General features: G+C 57.6%; 20 protein-coding genes and 1 tRNA gene. 7 read left to right on the forward strand and 14 right to left on the reverse strand.

Going from position 1 to position 23,901, the window contains the following annotated elements:
- Positions 1 to 189: 189 nt before the first annotated feature.
- From ACESMW_RS00990 to ACESMW_RS01005, 4 genes are all read left to right on the forward strand, one after another.
- The gene (locus ACESMW_RS00990) at positions 190 to 579 is read left to right on the forward strand and encodes a hypothetical protein (RefSeq protein WP_372985232.1); all 390 of its coding nucleotides are present in this window, start codon (positions 190 to 192) and stop codon (positions 577 to 579) included.
- Between the two features lie 146 nt (positions 580 to 725).
- A complete protein-coding gene (locus ACESMW_RS00995) occupies positions 726 to 1,520 on the forward strand; it encodes an ATP-dependent zinc protease (RefSeq protein ID WP_372985233.1) in 795 nt (264 codons plus the stop codon).
- Positions 1,517 to 3,034 (forward strand): inactive transglutaminase family protein, encoded by a 1,518-nt coding sequence (locus ACESMW_RS01000; RefSeq protein ID WP_372985234.1) that lies wholly within the window; start codon positions 1,517 to 1,519, stop codon positions 3,032 to 3,034. The genes ACESMW_RS00995 and ACESMW_RS01000 overlap by 4 nt, the downstream gene beginning before the upstream one ends.
- 1 nt (position 3,035) lies before the next feature.
- Complete coding sequence (locus ACESMW_RS01005) at positions 3,036 to 3,983, forward strand: alpha-L-glutamate ligase-like protein (RefSeq protein ID WP_372985235.1); 948 nt, start codon at positions 3,036 to 3,038, stop codon at positions 3,981 to 3,983.
- Between the two features lie 61 nt (positions 3,984 to 4,044).
- On the opposite strand, the gene ACESMW_RS01010 is transcribed toward ACESMW_RS01005, so the two are convergent.
- Positions 4,045 to 5,634 carry a BCCT family transporter gene (locus tag ACESMW_RS01010; protein WP_372985236.1) on the reverse strand — a complete coding sequence of 530 codons (1,590 nt, stop codon included), beginning with the start codon at positions 5,632 to 5,634 and terminating at the stop codon, positions 4,045 to 4,047.
- 249 nt (positions 5,635 to 5,883) lie between these two features.
- Here ACESMW_RS01010 and ACESMW_RS01015 point away from each other — a divergent pair, with 249 nt between their 5' ends.
- Entirely contained in the window at positions 5,884 to 7,530 is a 1,647-nt protein-coding gene (locus ACESMW_RS01015; RefSeq protein ID WP_372985237.1) for an FMN-binding glutamate synthase family protein, read from the forward strand.
- A 111-nt stretch (positions 7,531 to 7,641) separates the two neighbouring features.
- A tRNA-Pro gene (locus tag ACESMW_RS01020) sits at positions 7,642 to 7,718 on the forward strand.
- A gap of 53 nt (positions 7,719 to 7,771) precedes the next feature.
- Here the strand turns inward: ACESMW_RS01020 and ACESMW_RS01025 are convergent.
- Positions 7,772 to 8,413 (reverse strand): Crp/Fnr family transcriptional regulator, encoded by a 642-nt coding sequence (locus tag ACESMW_RS01025; RefSeq protein WP_372985238.1) that lies wholly within the window; start codon positions 8,411 to 8,413, stop codon positions 7,772 to 7,774.
- Between the two features lie 116 nt (positions 8,414 to 8,529).
- Here ACESMW_RS01025 and ACESMW_RS01030 point away from each other — a divergent pair, with 116 nt between their 5' ends.
- Positions 8,530 to 8,718: a DUF2892 domain-containing protein gene (locus ACESMW_RS01030; RefSeq protein WP_372985279.1), complete on the forward strand. Its 189-nt coding sequence runs from the start codon at positions 8,530 to 8,532 to the stop codon at positions 8,716 to 8,718.
- A 62-nt stretch (positions 8,719 to 8,780) separates the two neighbouring features.
- On the opposite strand, the gene ACESMW_RS01035 is transcribed toward ACESMW_RS01030, so the two are convergent.
- The 12 genes from ACESMW_RS01035 to ACESMW_RS01090 all read right to left on the reverse strand — a co-directional run bounded on the left by ACESMW_RS01035 (position 8,781) and on the right by ACESMW_RS01090 (position 23,771).
- Positions 8,781 to 9,146: a MerR family transcriptional regulator gene (locus tag ACESMW_RS01035; protein ID WP_092004428.1), complete on the reverse strand. Its 366-nt coding sequence runs from the start codon at positions 9,144 to 9,146 to the stop codon at positions 8,781 to 8,783.
- Positions 9,127 to 9,429, reverse strand: coding sequence for an integration host factor subunit alpha (gene ihfA, locus ACESMW_RS01040; RefSeq protein ID WP_007151838.1), 303 nt, complete (start codon positions 9,427 to 9,429; stop codon positions 9,127 to 9,129). Before ihfA ends, ACESMW_RS01035 begins: the two co-directional genes overlap by 20 nt.
- A gap of 3 nt (positions 9,430 to 9,432) precedes the next feature.
- Complete coding sequence (pheT, locus tag ACESMW_RS01045) at positions 9,433 to 11,805, reverse strand: phenylalanine--tRNA ligase subunit beta (protein WP_372985239.1); 2,373 nt, start codon at positions 11,803 to 11,805, stop codon at positions 9,433 to 9,435.
- Between the two features lie 74 nt (positions 11,806 to 11,879).
- Positions 11,880 to 12,878, reverse strand: coding sequence for a phenylalanine--tRNA ligase subunit alpha (gene pheS, locus ACESMW_RS01050; protein ID WP_092004433.1), 999 nt, complete (start codon positions 12,876 to 12,878; stop codon positions 11,880 to 11,882).
- A gap of 138 nt (positions 12,879 to 13,016) precedes the next feature.
- Positions 13,017 to 13,370, reverse strand: coding sequence for a 50S ribosomal protein L20 (gene rplT / locus ACESMW_RS01055; protein ID WP_092004435.1), 354 nt, complete (start codon positions 13,368 to 13,370; stop codon positions 13,017 to 13,019).
- 50 nt (positions 13,371 to 13,420) lie between these two features.
- Positions 13,421 to 13,612, reverse strand: a complete 192-nt coding sequence (gene rpmI, locus ACESMW_RS01060) for a 50S ribosomal protein L35 (RefSeq protein ID WP_092004438.1) — start codon at positions 13,610 to 13,612, stop codon at positions 13,421 to 13,423.
- Positions 13,613 to 13,705: 93 nt separating this feature from the next.
- Positions 13,706 to 14,251: a translation initiation factor IF-3 gene (infC, locus tag ACESMW_RS01065; protein WP_092004441.1), complete on the reverse strand. Its 546-nt coding sequence runs from the start codon at positions 14,249 to 14,251 to the stop codon at positions 13,706 to 13,708.
- On the reverse strand, positions 14,248 to 16,173 hold the full coding sequence (gene thrS / locus ACESMW_RS01070; protein WP_372985240.1) for a threonine--tRNA ligase: 1,926 nt from the start codon (positions 16,171 to 16,173) through the stop codon (positions 14,248 to 14,250). Before thrS ends, infC begins: the two co-directional genes overlap by 4 nt.
- A gap of 164 nt (positions 16,174 to 16,337) precedes the next feature.
- Complete coding sequence (locus tag ACESMW_RS01075; protein ID WP_372985241.1) at positions 16,338 to 18,938, reverse strand: TRAP transporter permease; 2,601 nt, start codon at positions 18,936 to 18,938, stop codon at positions 16,338 to 16,340.
- Between the two features lie 86 nt (positions 18,939 to 19,024).
- Positions 19,025 to 20,008: a TAXI family TRAP transporter solute-binding subunit gene (locus tag ACESMW_RS01080; RefSeq protein WP_372985242.1), complete on the reverse strand. Its 984-nt coding sequence runs from the start codon at positions 20,006 to 20,008 to the stop codon at positions 19,025 to 19,027.
- Between the two features lie 186 nt (positions 20,009 to 20,194).
- On the reverse strand, positions 20,195 to 22,579 hold the full coding sequence (locus ACESMW_RS01085; protein WP_372985243.1) for an efflux RND transporter permease subunit: 2,385 nt from the start codon (positions 22,577 to 22,579) through the stop codon (positions 20,195 to 20,197).
- A 46-nt stretch (positions 22,580 to 22,625) separates the two neighbouring features.
- Complete coding sequence (locus ACESMW_RS01090; RefSeq protein ID WP_372985244.1) at positions 22,626 to 23,771, reverse strand: WD40/YVTN/BNR-like repeat-containing protein; 1,146 nt, start codon at positions 23,769 to 23,771, stop codon at positions 22,626 to 22,628.
- Positions 23,772 to 23,901: the final 130 nt, after the last annotated feature.

Consider the following 23,901-nt stretch of genomic DNA (forward strand, 5'->3'; position numbering starts at 1 on the left):
TCCCGTTCATAGGCATTAATGAGGGACTGGCGACCTCGACTGATTGGCAAATTCATTACCGGTGTGCATCTGACTCTGGACGTGCTCCGTAATATCCACTAAAAGAATAAAGTGTTCGTCCTGTTTACTTTGATTACATTTTTTTCACGGCCGGGGCGAATCCGCAGTCAGAGGATGGACAGGCAACTTATGCTGAAAGAACTGTGGCGAAAACTGGGATCAGAACTCTGGCAGGAAAACCGGGCCGGGGATGACATGCAGTCGTGTGTACTGGTAGGCAGAAAGAAAACCTATCCGAAAGGTTTCCGGATCCTGCCCCACATTACCCACACGGGTGAATTCCATCTCGAGCGCCTGACAAAAATCCTGAAAGAACGTTATGGTCAGAGTTTCTCGATCCCGGACAACCGAAGCGAGAATGACGGCGCCGTCAAGGAACTGATCAGCTTTGCCTCCCGTATCCAGGATCAGGATATCCAGCGCGAGTTGTTGCTGTTTTACCTGAATTGCTCTCCGGTGATTCAGGAGTATCTGCGTTCGCAGACCGATCTCGGCGAAGGCCCCTTCCTGTCCGGATAATCCGCACTGCCCGTTAACCAACTGTAAAGTCACTACACAGGTTCGTTGCGGTATACTCCCCGGCCTTAATTGAACACATTCAAGGCACAGATCATCGGCACGCCCAATTATCCGGGCGTTAGTGTCTGCCGGCTCAGGGGTACTTCATGGGTTACAAACGTTCGCGGGCTGGTTTTCCGTTCCTTTCTGTCATCGTGGCCGCAGGGCTTGGCCTGGTCTTGGCCGGCTGCTCGGCGGATCGCTACTTCATGGTTCCGAAAAAGGACCTGACAGAGCTGAACTCCTCGGTACAGTCCCAGCGGGCAACGCTTGTCACCATGGAAGGTAATGCCGCGGTTCGCCACGAGCAGCTCCTGCAACGGGAACAACTGTCGACCCAGACCATCCTGGAAGCTATTGAAAACAAGGTCGAAAAACCTGTCTGCCCACCAATCCCACCGCAGCCGGCGTGCCCCACAATCGAGGACACCGGCCGTGCTGACCGCCTGAAAGGCAAGGTTATCGTCGGTGAGGTGGAAAAATTGTATCTGGCCGAACCCGGTCTGGTTTATACCGCCCGGATCGACAGCGGCGCCGAAACCTCTTCGCTCGATGCCCGCAACATTACCCGTTTCGAACGGGATGGCAGCAACTGGGTGCGCTTTGATGTCCCGGTCCCGGGCACCGACGAGCTGGTGACCATGGAGAAAGAGATATCCCGCCGCGTTCGAATCATCCAGGCCAGTGCCGAGGATTCGGAACGCCGGGTAGTGGTTGAACTCCAGTTTGCCATCGGTGACCACAAACAGGTTGCCGAGTTCACCCTTGCCGATCGAAGCAATCTGACCTACGAAGTACTTATCGGCCGCAACGTTCTCCGGGATGTGATGCTGATTGATGTGGGCAAGGAGTTTGCCACCGAACTGCCCAAGAACCTGAAACGGAACGGAGACGACGCTTGACCACCCGTTCACGGATTCCTTTTTATGTTGCGGTACTGCTGCTGATCGGTGCTGGCATAGCCCTGGCGATCTGGCGCCATGTCGAGCTTGGCATTCCCTGGCTAACCGGTGAACAGCGTCCGGTCTGGATGGTCGAGGCCCGGGTGGATTTCGAGGGGGCCAATGAGCCAGTTCTGGCAAGCCTGAACATCCCGGAACAGCCTCCGGGCTTCAGTATTCTTTCTGAACAGGCCGCCTCTCCGGGCTACGGGTTCTCCATCGTGGAAAACTCCGGCGGTCGCAGGGCGGAATGGAGCAAACGCGACGTCTCCGGGCCGCAAACCCTCTATTTCAAGGCCCAGTTCATTCCCACGGATGATTCGCGGCCCCGGAGCCTGGCACGGGAGCCACAACCCCGTGAAATGTTCTGGGAAGAACCCCAGGCGACCGCAGTACGGGAGGTGCTGACCCAGGCCCGTGAGCGCTCCAGCACGCCCGAAAGCCTGACCCGGGAGCTGATCCGGCTGATGCAGCCGGACACCCGAACCCAGAACACCACGCTGCTGGTGGCCGAGGAGAATTATCTCCAGCTGGTGGTGGACATGCTTAATCACGCCGGCATCCCCGCCCGCACCGCCGATGGTCTGCGGCTCGAGGATGCCCGCCGCCGCCAGCAGTTGATGCCTTTCCTGCAGATATACAACGGTGATCAATGGCTGACCTTCGATCCCCAGACGGCGGAACAGGGGCTCCCCGAGAACCTGCTGCTCTGGCGCCAGGGTTCCGAATCCCTGCTGGACGTGGTCGGCGGTGATAATTCGGAAGTCAGCTTTTCGATGCTCCGGCAGACCGTCCCTGCCCTGCAGCTGGCCACGATGCAGGCCGAATCCAACGGACTGGGCTTTCTGAGTTTTTACGAGCTGCCCGTCGAAGAACAGAGCATGTTCCGGATGCTGCTGCTCCTGCCCCTGGGCGCTCTGATGGTGGCGTTCATGCGCATGGTGATCGGCATTCGGACGTCGGGCACCTTCATGCCCGTGCTGATCGCCGTGGCCTTTGTGCAGACAACCCTGGTTCCCGGACTGATTGCGTTCCTGTCCGTGGTGGCCATCGGGCTTCTGATGCGGGGCTACCTCTCCAGTCTCAACCTGTTGCTGGTATCCCGGATTTCCGCCCTGATCATCCTGGTCATTTTCATCACCGCCGGCCTGTCCATTATCGGCTACCAGATGGGCTTCAACACCGGCATGACGGTGACCTTCTTTCCCATGGTGATCATCGCCTGGACCATCGAACGGATGTCCATCCTCTGGGAGGAAGAAGGGGTCCGCGAGGTGATGATCCAGGGCTCAGGCAGTCTTTTCGTGGCCATCTGCGCCTATCTGGTCATGAGCGCCCCACTCGCCGGGCATCTGACCTTCAACTTCCCGGAACTCCATCTGGTGATCCTCGGGCTCATCCTGCTGATGGGTCAGTACACCGGCTACAAGCTCAGCGAACTCCGTCGATTCTCACCCATGAAGGTATACGACTGACATGGAGTGGATTTCTCCCCGGAGACTGAATCGGCTGGGCATGCTCAACATGAATCGGCGCAATGTGGATTACATTGCCCGCTACAATGAGCGCTCGTCCTACCCGCTGGTGGACAACAAGCTGAAGACCAAGCTGGTGGTCGCGGAGTACGGCGTCAAGACGCCCAGGCTGTTGCAGATCGTCCGCGAGCAACATGAGATCTCCCACTTCCGGGAAATGGCGGAAGACCTGGAAGGCTTCGCCATCAAGCCTGCAAAAGGCTCCGGCGGCAAGGGCATTACCGTGATCACCGGCCGGGATGGCGATGATTACATCAAGGCCTCCGGGGCGCGGGTGGATGCCCCCTACCTGGAACGCCACCTGACCAACATCCTGGCCGGCCTCTATTCGCTGGCAGGCACGCCAGACGTCGCCATCGTCGAGAACCTGGTCCAGTCCGATCCGGACCTGGCCCGTTACTCCCATCAGGGTGTGCCCGATATCCGTATCGTTGTGTTCCAGGGCTATCCGGTGATGGCAATGTTACGACTTGCCACAACCGCCTCGGACGGCAAGGCGAACCTGCATCAGGGTGCCGTCGGTGTGGGTCTTGATATCGGAACCGGACGCAGCCTCAATGCGGTTCAGTTCAACCGACCGATAACCCTGCATCCGGATACGGGGCTGGCTCTGGAGAACATTGAAATAGCTGCCTGGGACGAGATGCTGGAGATGGCTGCCCGCTGCTATGAAGCCACAGGGCTGGGCTACATGGGCGTGGACCTGGTGGTGGATGTCAACGAAGGCCCGCTCCTCCTTGAGCTCAACGCGCGACCTGGCCTGGCGATACAGATGGCCAACGGTTGCGGCCTGTTACCCCGCCTGCGAAATATCGAGGCGCTCAAGCGCCATCATTTCAGCCCCGGAGAACGGGCCGAATACGCCATGAAAACGTTCGGCAAGCTCTGACGGCTTTATCCAACCATAAAAAAACCGGGGCCTCGACCCCGGTTTTTTTATCCGCTGATAATCAGAGTTCGCCCCTGGCTACCAGCAGTTTGCGCTCATGGCTGAGCCCCTTGAGCAGGCCCCAGGTCATGATCAACAGGATGGCCGTGAACGGCAGGCCGGCACTGATGGCTGTTGCCTGGATCGCACCCAGGGCATCGGCACCGCCGCCGAAAATCAGCGCTGCGGCAATCGCACCCTCCATGACAGCCCAGAATACACGCTGCGCAGTGGGAGCGTCGGTCTTGCCACCGGCGGTGATGCTGTCAATGACCAGCGAGCCGGAATCTGAGGACGTCACGAAGAACACCAGCACGAGGACGATTGCCACGAAGGAAATGATGCCGGTCAGCGGCAGGTTGGCAAACATCTGGAACAGGGCCAGTGAGACGTCGGTCAGACCTTCCTCGGCCAGTACACCAACACCATTCTGGATCTGCTCGAGCGCGGAACCGCCGAAGCTGCTCATCCAGACAACGGTGATGACAGTCGGAATCAGGAGAACCGCAGTGATGAATTCACGAACCGTGCGGCCCTTGGACACCCGGGCGATAAACATGCCTACGAACGGTGACCAGGAAATCCACCAGGCCCAATAGAAGACAGTCCAGCCCTGGAACCAGGCCTCATCTTCACGCCCGAACGGGTTACTGAGCGGCATCATGTTTACAACATAGCTGGAGGAGGTGACCCACATGGTCTCCAGTATGGTCATGGTCGGGCCAGCGAAAATGACGAAGAACAGCAGCAGCCCCGCCAGACCCATGTTGATATTACTGAGAACCTTTACACCGCCTTCCAGGCCACGGAGAACAGAAATCAACGCAAGCGCGGTGACCCCCACGATAATGGCCATCTGAACGTTGATCCCATTGCCGGTACCGAACAGGTAATCGAGACCGGACGCGGCCTGTTGTGCGCCAAAACCCAGAGACGTTGCCAGGCCGAAGATGGTCGCAACCACGGCCAGGACATCAATGATGTGCCCAGGCCAGCCCCAGACCTTGTCCTTGAGCAACGGGAAAAAGGCCGAACGGATGGTCAGCGGCATGTTCTTGTTGAATGCGAAGAACGCCAGTGACAGCGCCACCACCGCATAGATCGCCCAGGGATGCAGACCCCAGTGGTACATGGTCGCGCCCATGGCGAGGTTCGCTGCCTCCGGCGAATTCGCTTCAACATTGAAGGGCGTCTCATACCAACCGGTGTAATAGGCGGTCGGTTCCGCAACGGCCCAGAACATCAGGCCAATACCCATACCGGCGGCGAACAGCATGGCGAACCATGACGGCCTGGAGAACTCAGGCTTGGCGTCCTGGCCACCGATCCGGATTTTACCCACCGGCATGAAGATCAGTGCAATACAAACCACCACAAAGATGTTGGCACTGATCAGGAAAAACCAGTCAAAACCGGCAATGATGTCCCACTTTGCTCCATCGAGCATTTCTTTCGCCGGCGTCGGAAACATCAAGGTTCCGATGACGAAAGCCACTACGATAAGAGCGGAAACGGGGAACACCCAGTTATGGAGATCAAGGCCAAGGACGTTAATGTTGTCCTGGCCCGCGACGTAATCCGTCTGATATTCGTCTTTCACTACCTCGCCCACGTTTGGCGCCTCCTGGGTCAGAAATTCAATGTCAGAATCGGAGTTCAATTATTACAAGCGCGCAAGTCTAATGTTTTGAGGTCAAAACATCAAAACCCGCCTATTGTGGTTTTTCCGTACTCAACTCTATCAGAATAGTTCATTTCCGGAATTTTCAAGTGTCCGAACGGGCAATCCACTGCTCAAAACCCGCGGTATCTATATACTCTCAGTGCATCAGGACCTTCCTAGAACCAATCCGAGGTATTCATGGAGAAAACCACGACCTTCCCACTGCGCTACAGCGCCTACGCCCTGAGCATCGCCGGACTTATTGTTTCTTTGCCGGTGACACTGTGGCTGGGGTACGGCTATATCGTTCCCGCCATCTTTGCTGTGCTGACTGCGGTGGGAACCTACGACCTGATCCAGACGAGGCATACGGTCAGCAGGAACTATCCGATCATGGCCAACTTCCGGTATCTCTTTGAATCCATTGGTCCGGAAATCCGCCAGTATTTCATCCAATCGGACACGGAAGAGCGCCCCTTTTCCCGTGAACAACGCACGATCGTCTACCAGCGCGCCAAGAATGTGCTCGACAAACGCCCCTTCGGCTCCCAGCTACGCATGTACGAGGAAGGGTTCGAATGGATGAACCATTCGTTGACCCCGTCCCGGATAACCAATTCCGACTTCCGAATCGTGATCGGCAAAAATCGCGCAAAGCCCTACAGTGCCAGTGTTTTCAACATTTCGGCCATGAGTTTTGGTTCGCTTTCGGCAAACGCCATCCTCAGTCTTAACACTGGCGCGAAAATGGGCGGTTTTTATCACGACACCGGCGAAGGATCGATTTCCCGGTACCATCGCCAGCCCGGCGGTGACCTGGTCTGGGAGATCGGCTCCGGTTATTTCGGCTGCCGTAACAAGGACGGCAGTTTCAACGAGGACATGTTCAAGCAGAATGCTGCCCTCGACCAGGTAAAAATGATAGAGCTCAAACTATCTCAGGGCGCAAAACCCGGCCATGGCGGCATTCTTCCCGGCGCCAAGGTCACCCCGGAAATTGCCGAAGCAAGGGGTGTGTCCGTGGGCGAGGACTGCGTCTCTCCGGCCAGCCATTCGGAGTTCTCCAACCCCCTCGAAATGCTTCATTTCATTGACCGCCTGCGTGAGCTCGCGGGGGGCAAGCCGGTGGGCTTCAAGCTGGCCATCGGCCACCCCTGGGAGTGGTTCGGTATCGTCAAGGCCATCCTGGAAACCGGGATCAAACCGGACTTTATCGTCGTTGACGGCGGTGAAGGCGGCACCGGGGCGGCACCAATGGAATTCATCAACCGGCTGGGCATGCCGATGACCGAAGCCCTGCTGATCGTCCATAACACCCTGGTTGCCACCAATCTCCGGGAAGACATCGCCATTGGCGCCGCCGGCAAGATCACCTCCGCCTTCAACATCGCCCGCACGCTCGCCCTGGGGGCGGACTGGTGCAATGCCGCCCGGGGCTATATGTTTGCCCTCGGCTGTATTCAGGCGCTCAATTGCCACACCGGCCGCTGTCCGAGCGGCATCGCCACCCAGGACCCGCGAAGGAGCAACAAGCTCGACGTTCGTCACAAGAGCCAGCGGGTGTACAACTTCCACAAGAACACCCTGGACGCCCTCCAGAACCTGTTGGAAGCCGCCGGCCTGCGCCATCCGTCTGAGCTGGGTCCAGAGCATGTCATTCGCCGGACCTCCAAGACCGAAGTGCACTCCTACCTGGACCTCTACCATTTCCTGGAACCTGGCGCCCTGCTGACCGGCGAGAAAACCGGCCTGACGGTCTTCGACAAATACTGGCCGGAGGCCCGTGCCAACACCTTCGAACCGCCCCACTTCATCATGAAACTCCGGGAGACCAAGCTGAGGTGAATTTTCGGGGGCAATTTGCCGAAAGCCTGTTTATTTTTCTGATGGGCTGGTGTAGACTTCGCTCCCGCTAAGCCACTGAGACAAACCTCTTTTCTCACGGCTAGCAGTAAACGGGGCGTAGCGCAGCTTGGTAGCGCATCTGCATGGGGTGCAGAGGGTCGCAGGTTCAAATCCTGCCGTCCCGACCAGAATTCCCTGACAAAGCCCGGGCCGAAAGGTCCGGGCTTTGTTTTTTTTCGGATCAGGCCCCGGCCAGTACCGAAGAGTCCAGCAATCCAGTCAGCTCGATCTTCCCGCGGGACAGCCTGACCATCTTCTGTCGCTCTAATTCCTTGAGCAACCGACTAACCACTTCCCGCGCGGTTCCAAGCTCAACCGCCAGTTCCTGATGAGTGATCGCAATCACGCCGCGACTGGCCCGGGCCTGCAGCCACTCTTCGAGACGTTCATCCATACGGTGGAAGGCTACCTCTTCGACCAGCAGCATGAGATCGTCAAGACGACGCCCGTAGGATTCCATGATCCCGAGACGGAATGCCGGCGACTGGTCCATCAGCCGGTCAAACACACCCCGCGGGATTATCGCCGCCTCACCCTCTTCCTCGACAACGGCTTCCGCCCGGTAACCCCGCCCGGTCATCAGGCAGCCGATGGAAAGCGTGCAGATATCGTCCTTGCCCATCCGGTACAGCACGATGCTGTGACCGGAAACTCCGGTCATCTGCACCTTCACACTGCCCTGAAGCACCAGCGGCAGGCCCTGACAGTGTTCCCCGGCACTGAACAGTACCTGGCCTGCCGGAAACCGCATGACCTGGATCTTCTCCATCGCCTCTTTGCGAAGCTGCTCCGGAAGAATGTCGAGGATGCTGTGGTGGGGCATGGAATAACGTCCTTATCCGTTACATTGGCTGATCGAGTGTGACTTTGTCACTGAACTATCGGGAAGTATGGCCTAAAGTTAAGTCATAAGCTCATATCAGCAAAGGAGACTGAATGATGACTGTAAACATGGGTTCTGCTGACCGCATCATCCGCGCCATCGTTGGCGTGGTTCTGATTGCCCTGGTGTTCGTTGGCCCCCAGACAGCTTGGGGATGGATTGGCATTGTGCCGCTGGCGACTGCCCTGATGGGTAAGTGCCCCGCCTACAGCATCCTGGGCATCAAGACCTGCAAGAAAAAGTAACAGCCACAAAAAAGCCGGGGCGGTCCTGAGGGCCGCCCCGGCTTGCTGTTCTCACACCCGGTTTATTTGACCGGCGTGTTGAGCACCTCAAGAACCTCTTCGAGCTCAACAATCATCTGACGGATGAGCTGTTTGTACTGGGAGGTATCTTCCTTTATCTCGTGACTGCTCAGCTTCTGCTTGGCGCCACCGATGGTGTAGCCCTGATCATAGAGCAGGCTGCGAATCTGGCGGATGGTAATAACATCCGCCCGCTGGTAGTAACGACGATTGCCCCGGCGCTTGACCGGCGACAGCTGTGGAAACTCCTGTTCCCAGTAGCGCAGCACATGGGCTTTGACGTCACAAAGATCCGCCACCTCACCAATGGTGAAGTAACGCTTCCCGGGGATCGCCGGGAGTTCGTTGTTATGACTGGGTTCCAGCATACGCTTCCACTTTCTGTTTTAGTTTTTGTCCGGGTCGAAACGTAACAACACGCCGTGCACTGATCGGGATCTCTTCACCAGTTTTCGGATTCCGTCCCGGCCGCTGTTTTTTGTCCCGAAGGTCGAAGTTGCCGAAACCGGATAACTTCACCTGTTCGTTATGGCTGAGTGCGCCTCTGATTTCATCGAAGAAAGCTTCCACCATTTCCTTGGCTTCCCGCTTGTTCAGGCCCAATTCCTCGTACAAGCGCTCCGCCATTTCCGCTTTCGTCAAAGCCGCCATCTGTTAACTCCTCAGTGTTGCCCCCAACTCTTCTTTCAAGGCATCAATGACACCATTGAAGAGCGAATGCACTTCGTCTTCATTCAAGGTGCGTTCGGGATGCTGCCAGAACAGGCTCAGGGCCAGGCTCCGGTTCCCCTCACCCAGGCTCTCGCCTTCATAGACATCGAACGCACGCAGCGCTGTCAGACGCTCACCGGCATGCTTCCTGGCTACACGCTCCACATCGGCGAACGCTACATCGCTCCCGATAATGATAGCCAAATCCCTGCGAACTTCCGGGAATTTTGAAATTTCTTTGAAATTAGGCACATATCCGGTGACGATCGAATTCAAGAATAGCTCAAACATCAGGATCGTGCCATTAAGTTCCAGATTTTTCTGAACTTGTGGATGCAACGTGCCCAACCAGCCTACATGTTCACCATCGCGCATCAATTCGGCGGTCTGCCCCGGATGCAGCGCCGGGTGCTGGCTGGCCACGAACTGGACCTCGATGCCCAGCAGCCGGAACAGGCCTTCCAGTTCCCCTTTTACATCAAAGAAATCGGCGGTTCTGCGACCGTTTGCCCAGTTTTCCGGATACTGACCACCGACAACCACACCGGCCAGCATGGGCTGCTGATCGATGCGCTCACCGTCCTGCTCGAAGCGCAGGCCGGTCTCGAACAGCCGGATACGCGGCTGCTGACGGTTCTGGTTATAGGCAACCGTCTTGAGCAGACCACTCCAGAGGGTGGTACGCATGACCGACAGGTCCGCCGAGATCGGGTTCGCCAGGGCAATGCCCTCGCGCTCCGGATCAACGAGCTTCTGCACTTTCGGATCCACGAAGCTGTAGGTAACCGCTTCCTGGTAGCCCTGAGACACGAAATAATTGCGAATAGAGGACACCGGGCGTTTTGCCTCTTCCCGGGCAACCAGACCGAGGGAACCGGTGGGTTCGGTCACCGGAAGGTTGTTGTAGCCAAAGATCCTGCCGACTTCCTCGATCAGGTCTTCCTCGATGGTGATGTCCGGACGGAAGCTGGGCACACTCACGCGCCAGCCATCCTTGAGCAGCTTGTCGATATGGAGCCCCAGCCGGGTGAGTATCTCTTCAACGGTGGTGCGATCGATCGCCATGCCGAGAACATCGGCCAGGCGTTGCTCCCGAAGGTCAATGGTTCGGTCAGCCGGCAGGTGCTCGTCGCTGGCCACTTCCACGATTTCACCGGGTTCGCCGCCAACGATATCCATGAGCAGCTCGGTGGCACGCTCCATGGCGTCACGGGCCAGCTTGTAGTCGACACCGCGCTCGAAACGGTGGGATGCATCGGTGTGCAGGCCGTAATGCCGGGCCTTGCCAGCCAGGCTGATGGGGTCAAAGTAGGCGGATTCCAGCACCAGATCGCGGGTCTTTTCACTGACACCGGAATGCTCACCACCCATCACACCGGCAATGGCGATGGGTTTTTCGTGGTCGGCGATCACCAGGGTGTCTTCAGTCAGTTCCACTTCCTGGCCGTCCAGCAGCACCAGTTTCTCGGCGGGCCTGGCCATACGCACAACGATGCCACCGCTGATCTCGTCACGGTCGAATGCGTGCATGGGCTGGCCGAATTCCAGCATCACGTAATTGGTTACATCCACCGCGGCATCGATGGAACGGATACCGGAGCGACGCAGCTTTTCCTGCATCCACAGCGGTGTTTCCGCTTTAAGATTCACGTTGCGCAGGACACGACCAAGGTAACGGGGGCAACCTGCCGGGGCTTCGACACGGATATCAGGCACCTCAGAGTGCACCGCCTCCACCGGCTCGATCGCGGGCTCGGTGACCACCAGGCTGTTGAGCACACCCACTTCCCGGGCGATGCCCTTGATGGAGAGGCAATCGCTGCGGTTCGGCGTCAGATCCACATCGATGGTGATGTCATTGAGCTTGAGATAATCGGCCATATCCTGGCCAACCGGTGCATCCCCGGGCAGTTCCATCAAGCCTTCGTGATTATCCGACAGCGCCAGTTCGGACTCGGAACACAGCATCCCCTCGGAGGGCTGGCCACGCAGCTTGGCCTTCTTGATCTTGAAGCTGCCCGGCAACACCGCACCAACCACGGCAAAGGGAACCTTCAGGCCGGGGCGCACATTGGGCGCACCACAGACCACCTGGACCGTCTGTTCACCATCGCTCACCTGGCAGACCCGGAGTTTGTCCGCATCCGGGTGCGGTTCGACGGATTGGACTTCGCCAACCACCACACCGGTGAATTCACCGGCGACCGGCTCAAAGCCGTCCACTTCCAGTCCGGCCATGGTGATCTGGTCCATCAATTCCTGGGAGCCAATGTTCGGATTAACCCACTCGCGCAGCCACTGTTCACTGAATTTCATGGTTCTTGCCTTGTCCTGATGCGGTTTTGCCTGTTGGTTTGATTGCCGTTAATGCCTGCAGACTGGCCGGATGATTACCGGAACTGGCGCAGGAAGCGCAGATCGTTCTCGAAGAACATGCGCAGGTCATTCACGCCGTAGCGCAGCATGGCCAGGCGCTCAACGCCCAGACCAAAGGCAAAGCCACGGTACTCCTCGGCATCAATACCGCAATATTCGAATACTTTCGGGTGCACCATGCCGCAGCCCATCACTTCCAGCCACTTGATGCTGCCATCGGCCTCACGGCCCCACTCGATGTCTACTTCTGCGGAGGGCTCGGTGAACGGGAAGTAGGACGGACGGAAACGCACTTCCAGGTCCCGCTCGAAGAACACCCGCAGAAACTCTTCCACCGTGCTTTTGAGGTCGGCGAAGCTGACATTCTTCTCCACCAGCAGACCTTCCACCTGATGGAACATCGGGGTATGGGTCATATCCGAGTCACAGCGATAAACGCGGCCCGGGCAGATCATGCGGAACGGCGGCTTACCGGCTTCCATGGTGCGGATCTGAACCGGCGAGGTGTGGGTGCGCAGCAGCGTCCCGGGATTGAAATAGAAGGTGTCGTGCATGGCACGGGCCGGATGGTGGCCGGGAATGTTGAGGGCCTCGAAGTTGTGGTAATCGTCTTCGATTTCCGGGCCCTGCTCCACGCTGTAGCCGGCGCGGGAGAAAATTTCCTCGATACGCTGCAGGGTGCGGGTCACCGGATGCAGGCCACCGAGGTCCTGACCACGGCCCGGCAGAGTGACGTCAATGGATTCACTGGCGAGCTTCGCTTCAATGGCGGCCTTTTCCAGATCCGTACGGCGGGCGTTGATTGCCTGCTCTACCTGCCCCTTGGCTTCGTTGATCTTCTGGCCGGCGGCAGGACGCTCCTCGGGTGACAGCTTGCCCAGCGTCTTGGCTTGCTGGGTGATCACACCCTTCTTGCCGAGGTATTCCACACGAATTTGATCAAGTGCCTGCAGGCTGTCCGCACTCTCAACAGCGCTCAGCCCGTCCTGAACCAGTTGCTCCAGGTTTTCCATTGACCCTGCTCCAAACCAGAAATGGGGTAGGTTAAAACAAAAATAGGGGAAGAGCGTGCCCTTCCCCTATTCAGAAGGCGCCATCATGATGCCATGAGACGCCGGATCGATCAGCAATCGATGAGAGATCTTAAGCGATCACAGGGACGCTTTGGCTTTCTCAACAACAGCGGCAAACGCCTGCTGCTCGTTCATGGCCAGGTCGGCCAGAACCTTACGATCGATTTCAACATTCGCCTTCTTCAGGCCAGCGATCAGACGGCTGTAGGACAGACCGTTTGCGCGGGCACCGGCGTTGATACGGGAGATCCACAGAGCGCGGAATGCACGCTTGCGGTTGCGACGGTCACGGTAGGCATACTGCTGGGCCTTGATGACTGCCTGCTTGGCAACCCGGAAAACACGGCTACGGGCACCGTAGTAACCCTTGGCCTGCTTCATGATCTTCTTGTGACGACGACGTGCTACCACGCCACGCTTTACACGAGCCATACTTTAATCCTTCTACCTTTACTTTCTCAGGAATGATTCGCGCGGCTGGATCAGCACGCGGTCATGCGCTTGATAGCTGCTACATCTGACTTGGCGATGAGCTTGGTACCGCGCAGCTGACGCTTACGCTTCGGGCTCTTCTTGGTCAGGATGTGGCTGGTGAAGGACTGCTTGTGCTTGAAGCCGGTCGCGGTTTTCTTGAACCGCTTGGTAGCTCCGCTTTTGGTTTTCATCTTAGGCATTTTTTAAAACTCCGCATTCTATTTTGGATAAACAAATGTGCCCCTGAACGACAAATCCCCCGCCGATGCGGGGGACCCGTCATTGGATCAGGTTCACTTCTTCTTGCGGGGTGCCACGACCATGGTCATCTGGCGGCCTTCCATTTTCGGCCGCTGTTCTACCTGGGCCAGCTCCTCAATATCTGCTTCGATGCGGTTCATGAGCTTCATACCAATTTCCTGGTGTGCCATCTCACGGCCACGGAAGCGGATAGTGATTTTGCCGCGGTCCCCGTTTTCAAGGAAACGTACCAGGTTGCGTAGTTTGACCTGATAATCCCCTTCTTCAGTTCCTGGACGGAACTTGACTTCCTTGACCTGCGTCTGCTTCTGCTTTTTCTTGGCAGCCGCCTTGGCCTTTTTCTCTTCGAAGATCTTCTTGCCGTAGTCCATTATCTTACAGACGATCGGATCGGAATCCGTAACCTGAACCAGGTCAAGAGACGCTTCTTCTGCCTGCTTGAGTGCATCCTCAATGGGAACGATACCTACCTGATTGCCTTCGGCATCAATCAGGCGGACTTCAGTTGCGTCAATATTTTCATTGATAGGCGCTTTTGGAGTACGCCCACCCCGATTCGCTCGCTGTTTAATAATCAGATCTCCGTTTTGGTTCTACCTTTGCGTTCGACGTCTTTGGCCAGTAGCGCTTCGAATTCGTCGACCGACATGGTTCCCAGATCTTCGCCCTTGCGGGTTCTCACCGCAACCGCGTTGTTCTCGATTTCTTTGTCGCCGACAACAACCAGATAGGGAACCTTGTTAAGAGTATGCTCGCGGATTTTAAAGCCGATCTTCTCGTTTCTCAAGTCAGCATTAACCCTAAAGCCCAAAGAATCCCACTTTTTGGCCAGATTCTGACAATAATCACGCTGGTTATCGGTAATATTCAGCACCGCCACCTGGGTTGGCGCCAGCCAGACCGGGAACGCACCTTCGTATTCCTCGATCAGGATACCGATGAAACGCTCGAAGGAACCCAGCACCGCCCGGTGCAGCATGACCGGGGTCCTGCGCTCGGAGTTGTCGGCCACATACTGGGCGCCCAGACGGCCCGGCATGGAGAAATCCACCTGGATGGTACCGCACTGCCAGACCCGGCCGATGCAATCCTTCAGGGAGAACTCTATCTTCGGTCCGTAGAACGCGCCCTCACCCGGCAGCAGCTCCCAATCCACGCCTTCACGGTTCAGGGCTTCTTCCAGTGCGGCTTCGGACTTGTCCCAGACTTCGTCGGAACCAACCCGCTTTTCCGGACGGGTGGAGAGCTTGTAAAGAATCTCGGTGAACCCGAAGTCCTCGTAGACTTCGTGCAGCAGCTTGATGAATGCAGACACTTCTTCCTGGATGGCGTCTTCTTCACAGAAGATGTGCGCATCATCCTGGGTAAAGCCCCGCACCCGCATCAAGCCGTGCAGTGCGCCCGACGCCTCGTTACGGTGACAGGAGCCGAACTCCGCCAGACGCAGCGGCAGATCCTTGTAGCTCTTCAGGCCCTGGTTGAACACCTGCACGTGGCAGGGGCAGTTCATGGGCTTGATGGCGTAGTCATGCTTCTCGGACTCGGTTGTGAACATGTCGTCCTTGAACTTGTCCCAATGCCCGGACTTCTCCCACAGGGTACGGGACACCACCTGGGGTGTCTTGATTTCCTGGTAGCCATGCCGGTGCAGTTTGGCCCGCATGTACTGCTCGATTTCCTGGTACAGGGACCAGCCATCCGGGTGCCAGAACACCATACCCGGCGCTTCTTCCTGCATGTGGAACAGGTTCAGTTTCTTGCCAATCTTGCGGTGGTCCCGCTTTTCGGCCTCTTCCAGGCGGTTCAGGTAGGCCTTGAGGTCTTTCTTGTTGCCCCAGGCAGTACCGTACACGCGCTGCAGCTGCTCATTGCTGGTGTCGCCACGCCAGTAGGCACCGGCCACCTTGGTGAGCTTGAAGGCCTTGAGTTTGCCGGTGCTGGGCACGTGGGGACCACGGCATAGGTCAATGAAATCGCCCTGGCGGTAGAACGACAGATCCTCATCACCGGGAATGTCCTGGATGATACGAACCTTGTATTCCTCACCCATATCCTCGAACAGCTTGATGGCGTTCTCCCGGGACATCACAGACCGGGAAACCGGGATATCCTGCTTGGCCAGCTCTTCCATCCGCTTCTCGATCCGCGCCAGGTCTTCATTGGTGAACGGGCGATCGTACTTGAAGTCGTAATAGAAGCCGTTGTCGATCACCGGGCCAATGGTTACCTGGGCACCGGGGAACAGCTCCTGGACGGCCATAGCCATCAGGTGGGCTGTGGAGTGACGAATGATGTCGACACCATCCTCGTCACGATCGGTAACGATGGCCAGTTCGGCATCACGGTCGATCACGTGGCTGGTGTCCACCAGCTTGCCATCGACCTTGCCGGCCAGTGCGGCCTTGGCCAGGCCGGCGCCAATGTCGGCGGCGACGTCGTGTACGCTTACGGGTTCAGCAAAACTGCGATGGCTGCCATCCGGCAGGGTAATGACGGGCATGGAATACTCCTGTTGTTTACTCAGCGGTGATCTATACCAAAGATCACATGGTGCCGGGACACCGCGACACAAACCGCGGCCCGGATCTGCGGCGAGTCTACCAGAAAAAAACCCGGCGGGTTAACGCCGGGTTTCTACGGACTCATCAAAAACCGGTTAGCAGGTCAGGCCGGAGCCGTTGCCGCCTCTTCCCTGGCCTTTCTCCGGAGCTGGCCGAAGGCCAGTGCCGCCAGCAACAGAAGTGCCGGAATGAACATCAATTCCTTGGGCGGCCGATCCTTCTCGACCTGAACCTTGTCGATGGTCCAGCCGAAGCTGATGCCCGCCTGCTCCGCAATACTTCCGAAATTCACGAAGTCCACGACCATCTGCTCGCCCTGGGGAGAGACTTCCAGCCCGGCCTGAGCGAGTCGCTGCTGCGGTGTCTCTGCCTCGGGCAAGGGCAAGCGCAGGTATTTCGACACCTCGTCGCCATCGATGGACATACCGGAAGCCTGGATAACAATGGGTTTATCCGCCGGAACATCCTCGACATACTGGAAGATCTCTGATCCGGGCCGGTCCTCAGTGGGCGGGTAGATCCTGTCCCACCAGAACCCGGGCCGGAACAGCGTAAAGGTGATCAACAGCAGACAAACCGTCTCCCACCACCGGGTTTTGGTGAACCAGAACCCCTGGGTAGCTGCCGAGAACACCAGCATGGCAGTCACGGCACTGAAGATGGTGATGAGCAGGTCTACCCAGCCAGTCAGCCCGATCAACAACAGCTGGGTGTTGAAGATGAACATGAACGGCAGGATCGCGGTGCGGATGTCATAGGTGAAGCCCTGCACACCCGTGCGTATCGGATCGGCACCGGATATGGCTGCGGCCGCGTAGGCGGCAAGGCCAACCGGCGGCGTATCATCCGCCAGGATACCGAAGTAGAACACGAACAGGTGCACCGCGATCAGCGGCACCAGCAGGCCATTCTCGGCGCCAAGGGTCACGATAACCGGCGCCATAAGGGTTGAGACCACAATGTAGTTGGCCGTGGTCGGCAGGCCCATACCGAGAATGAGACTGATGATGGCCGTGAAGATCAGCATCAGCAGCAGGTTGCCGCCCGAGATGAATTCGACAAACTCGGTCATTACCAGGCCGATGCCGGTCAGTGTTACCGTTCCCACCACGATACCGGCGGTAGCCGTTGCGACACCGATGCCCACCATGTTCCGGGCACCTGTCACGAGGGAATGGGCGAGATCAACACTGCCCTGCTTCAGTCCCGCAATGTAATTGCCACGTTTGTGGAAGAACGCTTTCAGCGGCCGCTGGGTAATCACGATAAAGATCATGAACACGGTCGCCCAGAAGGCGGACAACTGGGGGGAGAACCGCTCCACTGTCAGACACCAGACCAGTACCACCACCGGCAACAGGAAATAGAGACCGGTTTTGACCGTCGGACCAACCGGAGGCAGTTCGTCCAGCGCTTTCTCCGGATCGTCTTCCTCGAGATCCGGAAACTTGCTGGCGTACCCCACCAGTCCTATGTAAGCCAGCAGCAACAGAGGTGTGAGCACCCACATGGCAGCTTCACCCAGGATGCTCTTCATCCAGCCGATGCCGTAATAGACCACCAGGGTCAGCACGCAAAGGCCAAGCAGAATCACAACCCAGTTCAGCATACGCTGGCCCAGGGTTGGCCGATCCAGCCGTTCGATACCATGCATATTCAACTTGCAGGCCTCAAGGTGGACGATATAAATCAGCGCCACGTAGGAGATCATGGCCGGCAGGATCGCGTGCTTGATGACCTCCAGGTATGAAATACCCACATACTCCACCATCAGAAAGGCTGCAGCACCCATAATCGGGGGCGTCAGCTGGCCGTTGGTGGACGCAGCCACCTCAACCGCACCCGCCTTGGTAGCGGGGAAGCCCACCCGCTTCATCAGCGGAATGGTGAAAGTACCGGTGGTTACCACGTTGGCAATCGAAGAGCCGGAAATCACACCACTCAGGCCACTGGAGACCACGGCTGCTTTCGCAGGACCTCCACGCATATGACCTAGCAGCGCATAGGCGACCTTGATGAAGTAGTTACCGGCACCGGCCCGTTCAAGCAAGGCCCCGAACAGGACAAACAGGAACACGAAGCTGGTTGAAACCCCCAGTGCCACACCGAACACACCCTCGGTACCAAGCCACTGATGCGAGGCCAGCTTGCTCAGACTGGCGCCCTTATGGGAAATCACATCCGGCATGTACGGGCCGGCCAGGGAGTAGATGATAAACACGCCAGCCACAATTGTCAGCGGAAGACCCAGCGCGCGGCGAGTCGCCTCGAGCAACAGCACGAGACCGCCCAGGGCCACAACCATATCCTGGGTGTTCGGCGCCCCCGGCCGGGTGGCCAGCTGGTCATAGAAAACGTAAAGGTACGAGGCCGCAAAGGCAGCCGCCAGTGCCAGTATCCAGTCATAGACCGGCACATGGTTCTGGTGCTTGCCCCGGATCATCGGGAAAGCGGCAAACGCCAGAAAAGAGGCAAACGCCAGGTGAATCGAACGTGCTTCCGTGGAATTGAACACGCCGATCTCGAAAATATAGGGAAGCGGTGACGCTATCCAAAGCTGGAAAAGAGACCAGAGCAGAGGAACGATAAAGAGAATGACAGCGGCGGGACCGGTCGCAGCCCTTCCGCCCGATTCGGTCTGGAGGAATTCCTCAACTTTCTGCTTATCGATGGCATCCCCGGCTCTCGGGTCGCTATTTGTCATAGCCGGATCCTGTCAGAGGGAAATCGGGAAGATCAGATAAGGCCGCGGGCGGGGCTGCCCGCGGCCGGTTTTCAGGAAACGCCGGATCAGTCGATCAGACCGGCTTCCTTGTAGTACTTGGCAGCGCCCGGGTGCAGCGGAGCACTCAGGGCATCCTGCACCATTTCTTCCTTCTGCAGGTTGGCGAAGGCCGGGTGCAGACGCTTGAAGCTGTCGAAGTTCTCAAAGACCGCTTTCACGACCTCGTAAACCACCTCATCCGGCACATCGGTGGAGGAGACGAAGGTTGCCGCAACACCGAAGGTGGTGACGTCCTCGTCGCTACCCCGGTACATGCCACCCGGAATAACCGCTTTACGGTAGTACGGGTTTTCCTCGATCAGGGTTTTGGTCGCATCGTTGTTCACGTTGACGATTACGCTGTCACAGGAAGTGGTCGCTTCCTTGATGGAGCCGGACGGGTGACCGACGGTGTAGAAGAAGGCATCAATGTTCCCATCGCACAGGGCCTGGGACTGCTCGGCGGCCTTCAGCTCGGCGGCCAGGGAGAACTTGTCCATGGTCCAGCCCATTTCATCCATCAGCACCTCGGCAGTGGCACGCTGGCCGGAACCCGGGTTGCCCACGGAAACCCGCTTGCCTTCGAGGTCTTCGAAGTTCTTGATGCCGGAAGCCTTGCTGGCAACCACGGTGAACGGCTCAGGGTGCAGGGAGAAAACCGCGCGCAGTTCCTTGTTGGCGCCATCGTCTTCAAACTGGCTGGTGCCGTTGTAGGCATGGTACTGCCAGTCGGACTGGGCCACAGCCAGATCGAGCTCACCCTGACGGATGGCATTCAGGTTGTAGACTGAGCCACCGGTACTCTCGACCGAGCAACGGATACCGTGCTCTTTCCGGTCCATGTTGACCAGACGGCAAATTGCGCCGCCGGCGGGATAATAAACACCGGTCACACCGCCGGTACCGATGGTCACGAAACGCTGCTCCTGCGCAGATACCGAAGTGGATGCAGCACCAAGGCTGACCGCAGCGGCTACAGCAAGAGCGGAAGCTTTCAGTTTCAGTGTCATGTGAGTCGTTCCTTTTCTGCTCGTTGTAATTAAAGAATGCCCGTCTCTCATACGGACATATTTCGCGTCCGTCTTAGAACATAGACCACTTTATGGCATAAATAAAGTCAGAGTTAGCTCTCTAAACAGTTGAGCCAACAACAAAAAAGCCCGCAGCGCGGGCTTTTCTGAACGTCGGGGGCAAGCTTATTTCGCTGTCCTCGCCTTTTCAAGCATTCGCTCCGGACGGAGCAGGAAGCGGGCCAGTGCCGGCAGCAGCCAGATCGCGCCGATCATGTTCCAGAGGAACATGAAGAACAACAGGAAGCCCATATCGGCCTGGAACTTGATGGGCGAGAAGATCCAGGTCACGACACCGATACCGAGGGTCACACCGGTGAAGACCACAGCCTTGCCGGTGGAGCGCAAGGTTTCGAAGTAGGCGTCCTGCAGGGTCTTGCCCTCAAGCAGGTACTTTTCAAGCTTGCTGTAGATGTAGATGCCATAGTCCACACCGATGCCCACACCAAGCGCGATAACCGGCAGGGTCGCCACCTTGATACCGATACCCGAGACCGCCATGATCGCCTCACACAGGATCGAGGTCAGGCCCAACGGAATCACGATACACAGTACCGCACGGATGGAACGGAAGGTCAGGAAGCACAGCAGGCTCACCACGCCATAGACGAAGATCAGCATCATGTCCTTGGCCTTGGAGATAACCTCGTTGGTGGCCGCTTCGACACCGGCGTTACCGGCCGCCAGCAGGAAGGTATGCTCCTCGTTGCTGTTTGTCTGGGCGAACTCTTCAACCACCTCCACTGCAGTCTGCAGGGTCTCAGCCTTGTGATCTTCCAGGAACACCAGCAGCGGTGTCAGGCTGCAATCGGTGTTGATCAGCCCGGAAGGCGCGTTACGGATGGAGGCATTGATGATGGTCTGGTTACGGGAGATGGCATACCAGTTCCAGTTACCTTCGTTCAGCGCCTTGGTGACAATCTTGGAGACGTCCGCCAGCGAAGCCGTAGACTGGACGCCCGGCGTGTTCGCCAGTTCCCACTGCAGCGAGTCCATGGCCCGCAGTACGCTGTACTGGGTGCACTGCTCAACCGGCGTTTTCACCATCACCACCATGACGTCGGCGCTGGTGGAGTAATTGTCGATGATGTAGGCATTATCCTGATTGTAGCGGGAGTCCTTGCGCAGTTCCGGTGCGCCCTGGTCCAGGTCACCTACTTTCAGGTCCTGCTTGTAGTAGAGGCCAAGACCAAGGCCGATCACCGCGATCAGCAGGGAGATGGGCGCGACACTCGGATGGGAGAAGTTGGACAGGAGTCGCCACTTGCGATCCTGCTTCTCACCGTGGTTCTGAACATGGCGCACACCACCCTTGGAGATACCGATGTAGGACATGATCAGTACGTGCAGCACCAGGTTGGTGATGATCACAAAGGCGACACCAATACCGGCGGCAACCGCCAGATCCCGGATGACATCGATCTCGATGAAGAACAGGGTCAGGAAGCCGAAAGCATCGGAAATCAACGCCAGCATGCCCGGAATATAGAGCGCCCGGAATGCAAGACGGGCGGCGGTAATGGGATCAAAGCCCTTGGCCGCTTCCACCGCCATGGCGTTGACGATCTGCACGCCATGACTGATTCCGATAGCAAACACCAGGAAGGGTACCAGAACCGAGTACGGATCCAGTCCGTAGCCCAGCATGCGCAGGGTGCCCAACTGCCAGAACACCGCAATAATCGAAGTGAAAACCGGCACCAGGGTTCCGGTAATACTGCGGGAATACCAGAACAGCAGCAGCGTGGTCAGGACAATGGTGATACCTGCAAACCAGGCGATGGAGCCGATACCCTCAATCAGGTCCCCCACCTTCTTCGCGAAGCCGACAATGTGGATGTCGATATTGGGATTCTGGGCTTCGTATTTCTCCCGGATCTTTTCTTCCAGCTGACGGGAGAAGGTTCCGTAATCCAGCGGCTCACCGGTCTCCGGATCATTCTCGTACAGTGGTGCGTAGACAATCGTTGATTTGAAGTTATCCGAGATCAGACGGCCAACTTCATTGGAGCGCAGCACGTTCTGACGCAACTGCTCAAGACTTTCCCGGGAACCATCGTAGTCATCCGGAATAACCGTACCGCCCTGGAAACCCTGCTCGGTTACTTCCACCCAGCGCACATTGGAAGTCCACAACGACTTCAAGCCTGAACGGTCAACGCCGCTGAGATAGAACACCTCATCGGTAATCTGCTTCAGCGTCTCCATGTACTCTTGCGAAAAGATATCGCCGTCCTTGGATTCCACGGCAATCCGCACAAAGTTACCCAGGTTTTCCAGGTCGTCCCTGTGCTCGAGCATGTTGACAATGTACGGATGCTCCAGCGGAATCATCCGCTCGAAACTGGCATCCGGCTGAATCTTGACCGCGTTGTAGCCGAGGAACAGGGTCAGAATAGTGAGCAGAACCAGGATGACCGCCCGATTGTTGAAAATCAGACGTTCCAGGAACGGTTCCGCCTTTGGCGTGGTCAGGTAATGTTCGCCCTTGTCATGCTTCGGGTTGGACATTCAAAAGCCCCTCTATTATCGGTTCTGTTGTTGCCACATCAGGGCGTTATTGAAGGTTTTTGCCTTGGGGATCGGCGTGCTTGACGCCACCCTCGCCTACCAGGAGCAGATTGGTGTCCGAAACCGGCACCACACCCATTACCCCTTGACGGTCATCACGCAGGTATTCGCGGAAGGTATCCCCTCCGTTACCACTAGTGAGCACCACACCACCATTACCAACCAGGATGATCCGGTCGCCTTCGGCGGCACCGTCATTGAGCGTAGTGGTGGACCCGGTATTGACCACTGACCAGGACTTGCCGAGATCCGCGGAATACATCAGGGTGCCGCGAAGGCCGAAAGCCAGGGCTTCGTTGACGCGGCCAGTGCCAATCACGCCGAACAGTGACCCCGGGTAGGGGCTCTCACGGCGCTCCCAGGTTTCGCCGCCGTCAATGGAGACATGGATCTGGCCCGCCTCACCCACGATAAACAGGGCTCCGCCAGCGATGCTGGAGATGGCATTCAGGTGAAAACCCTGGGGGTTGTCCAGCTTCGGCGACCAATCCTGCCAGCTTTCCCCGCCATCAGTCGTGCGGTAGATCATGCCGTAGGCACCAACCACAAAGCCGTGACTGTCGTTCTCGAACCAGACATCCAGGAACGGGTTCACCGGACCGATATCCAGATCCGCCTGCATGTTTTCGAGGCGGAAGAAAAGATCATCCAGCGCCCACTCAAGGTCTTCTTTTTCTTCTTCAGGCGCCTGTTCGATGCGCTCTTCCATTTCGGCGATGGAATCTTCCTGGCTGGCGATGGCCAGCTCAGCTGCCCGAATACCGTCAAGCTGGAGCTCCCAGGTTGCGCCAGCATCACCCGAATGCAGCACCGCGCCACTGTGGCCCACGGCCCAGCCATGGCTTTCAGTACCAAAATCCACGCCAGTGAGGGTAACGGACACCGGCACCTCGGCCTGGGTCCAGCTTTGCCCCTCGTCGTCGGAGTAGATGATGTGCCCACGTTCGCCCGCCGCCACAAGACGGTCGCCGGCAACGGCAACGTCGTTCAGCAGGCTTTCGGGGGCGAGTTCCGTGGGACGGGCCGGTGTTTCAAGCAAATCCCCCACTGCCAATACAGCCGGAGATGCACAGGCCATGGAAAGCCCAAGGCAGGTTGCACCCAGGGTTTTACGCATCAAGCTTGTAGCCATTCGGTTTGCCTATCGGTTGTTTTTACTGTGTGTCTCTGTCCGGTAATGCCGGTTCTAACTGTAAACATACCGGCAGCCTCTCGACTGCCGGTATGTTGATTGCCAATCCCTTTGGGCGGGGTTGCGATCC

This window comes from Marinobacter sp. (genome assembly GCF_041690455.1).
GTDB lineage: Bacteria > Pseudomonadota > Gammaproteobacteria > Pseudomonadales > Oleiphilaceae > Marinobacter.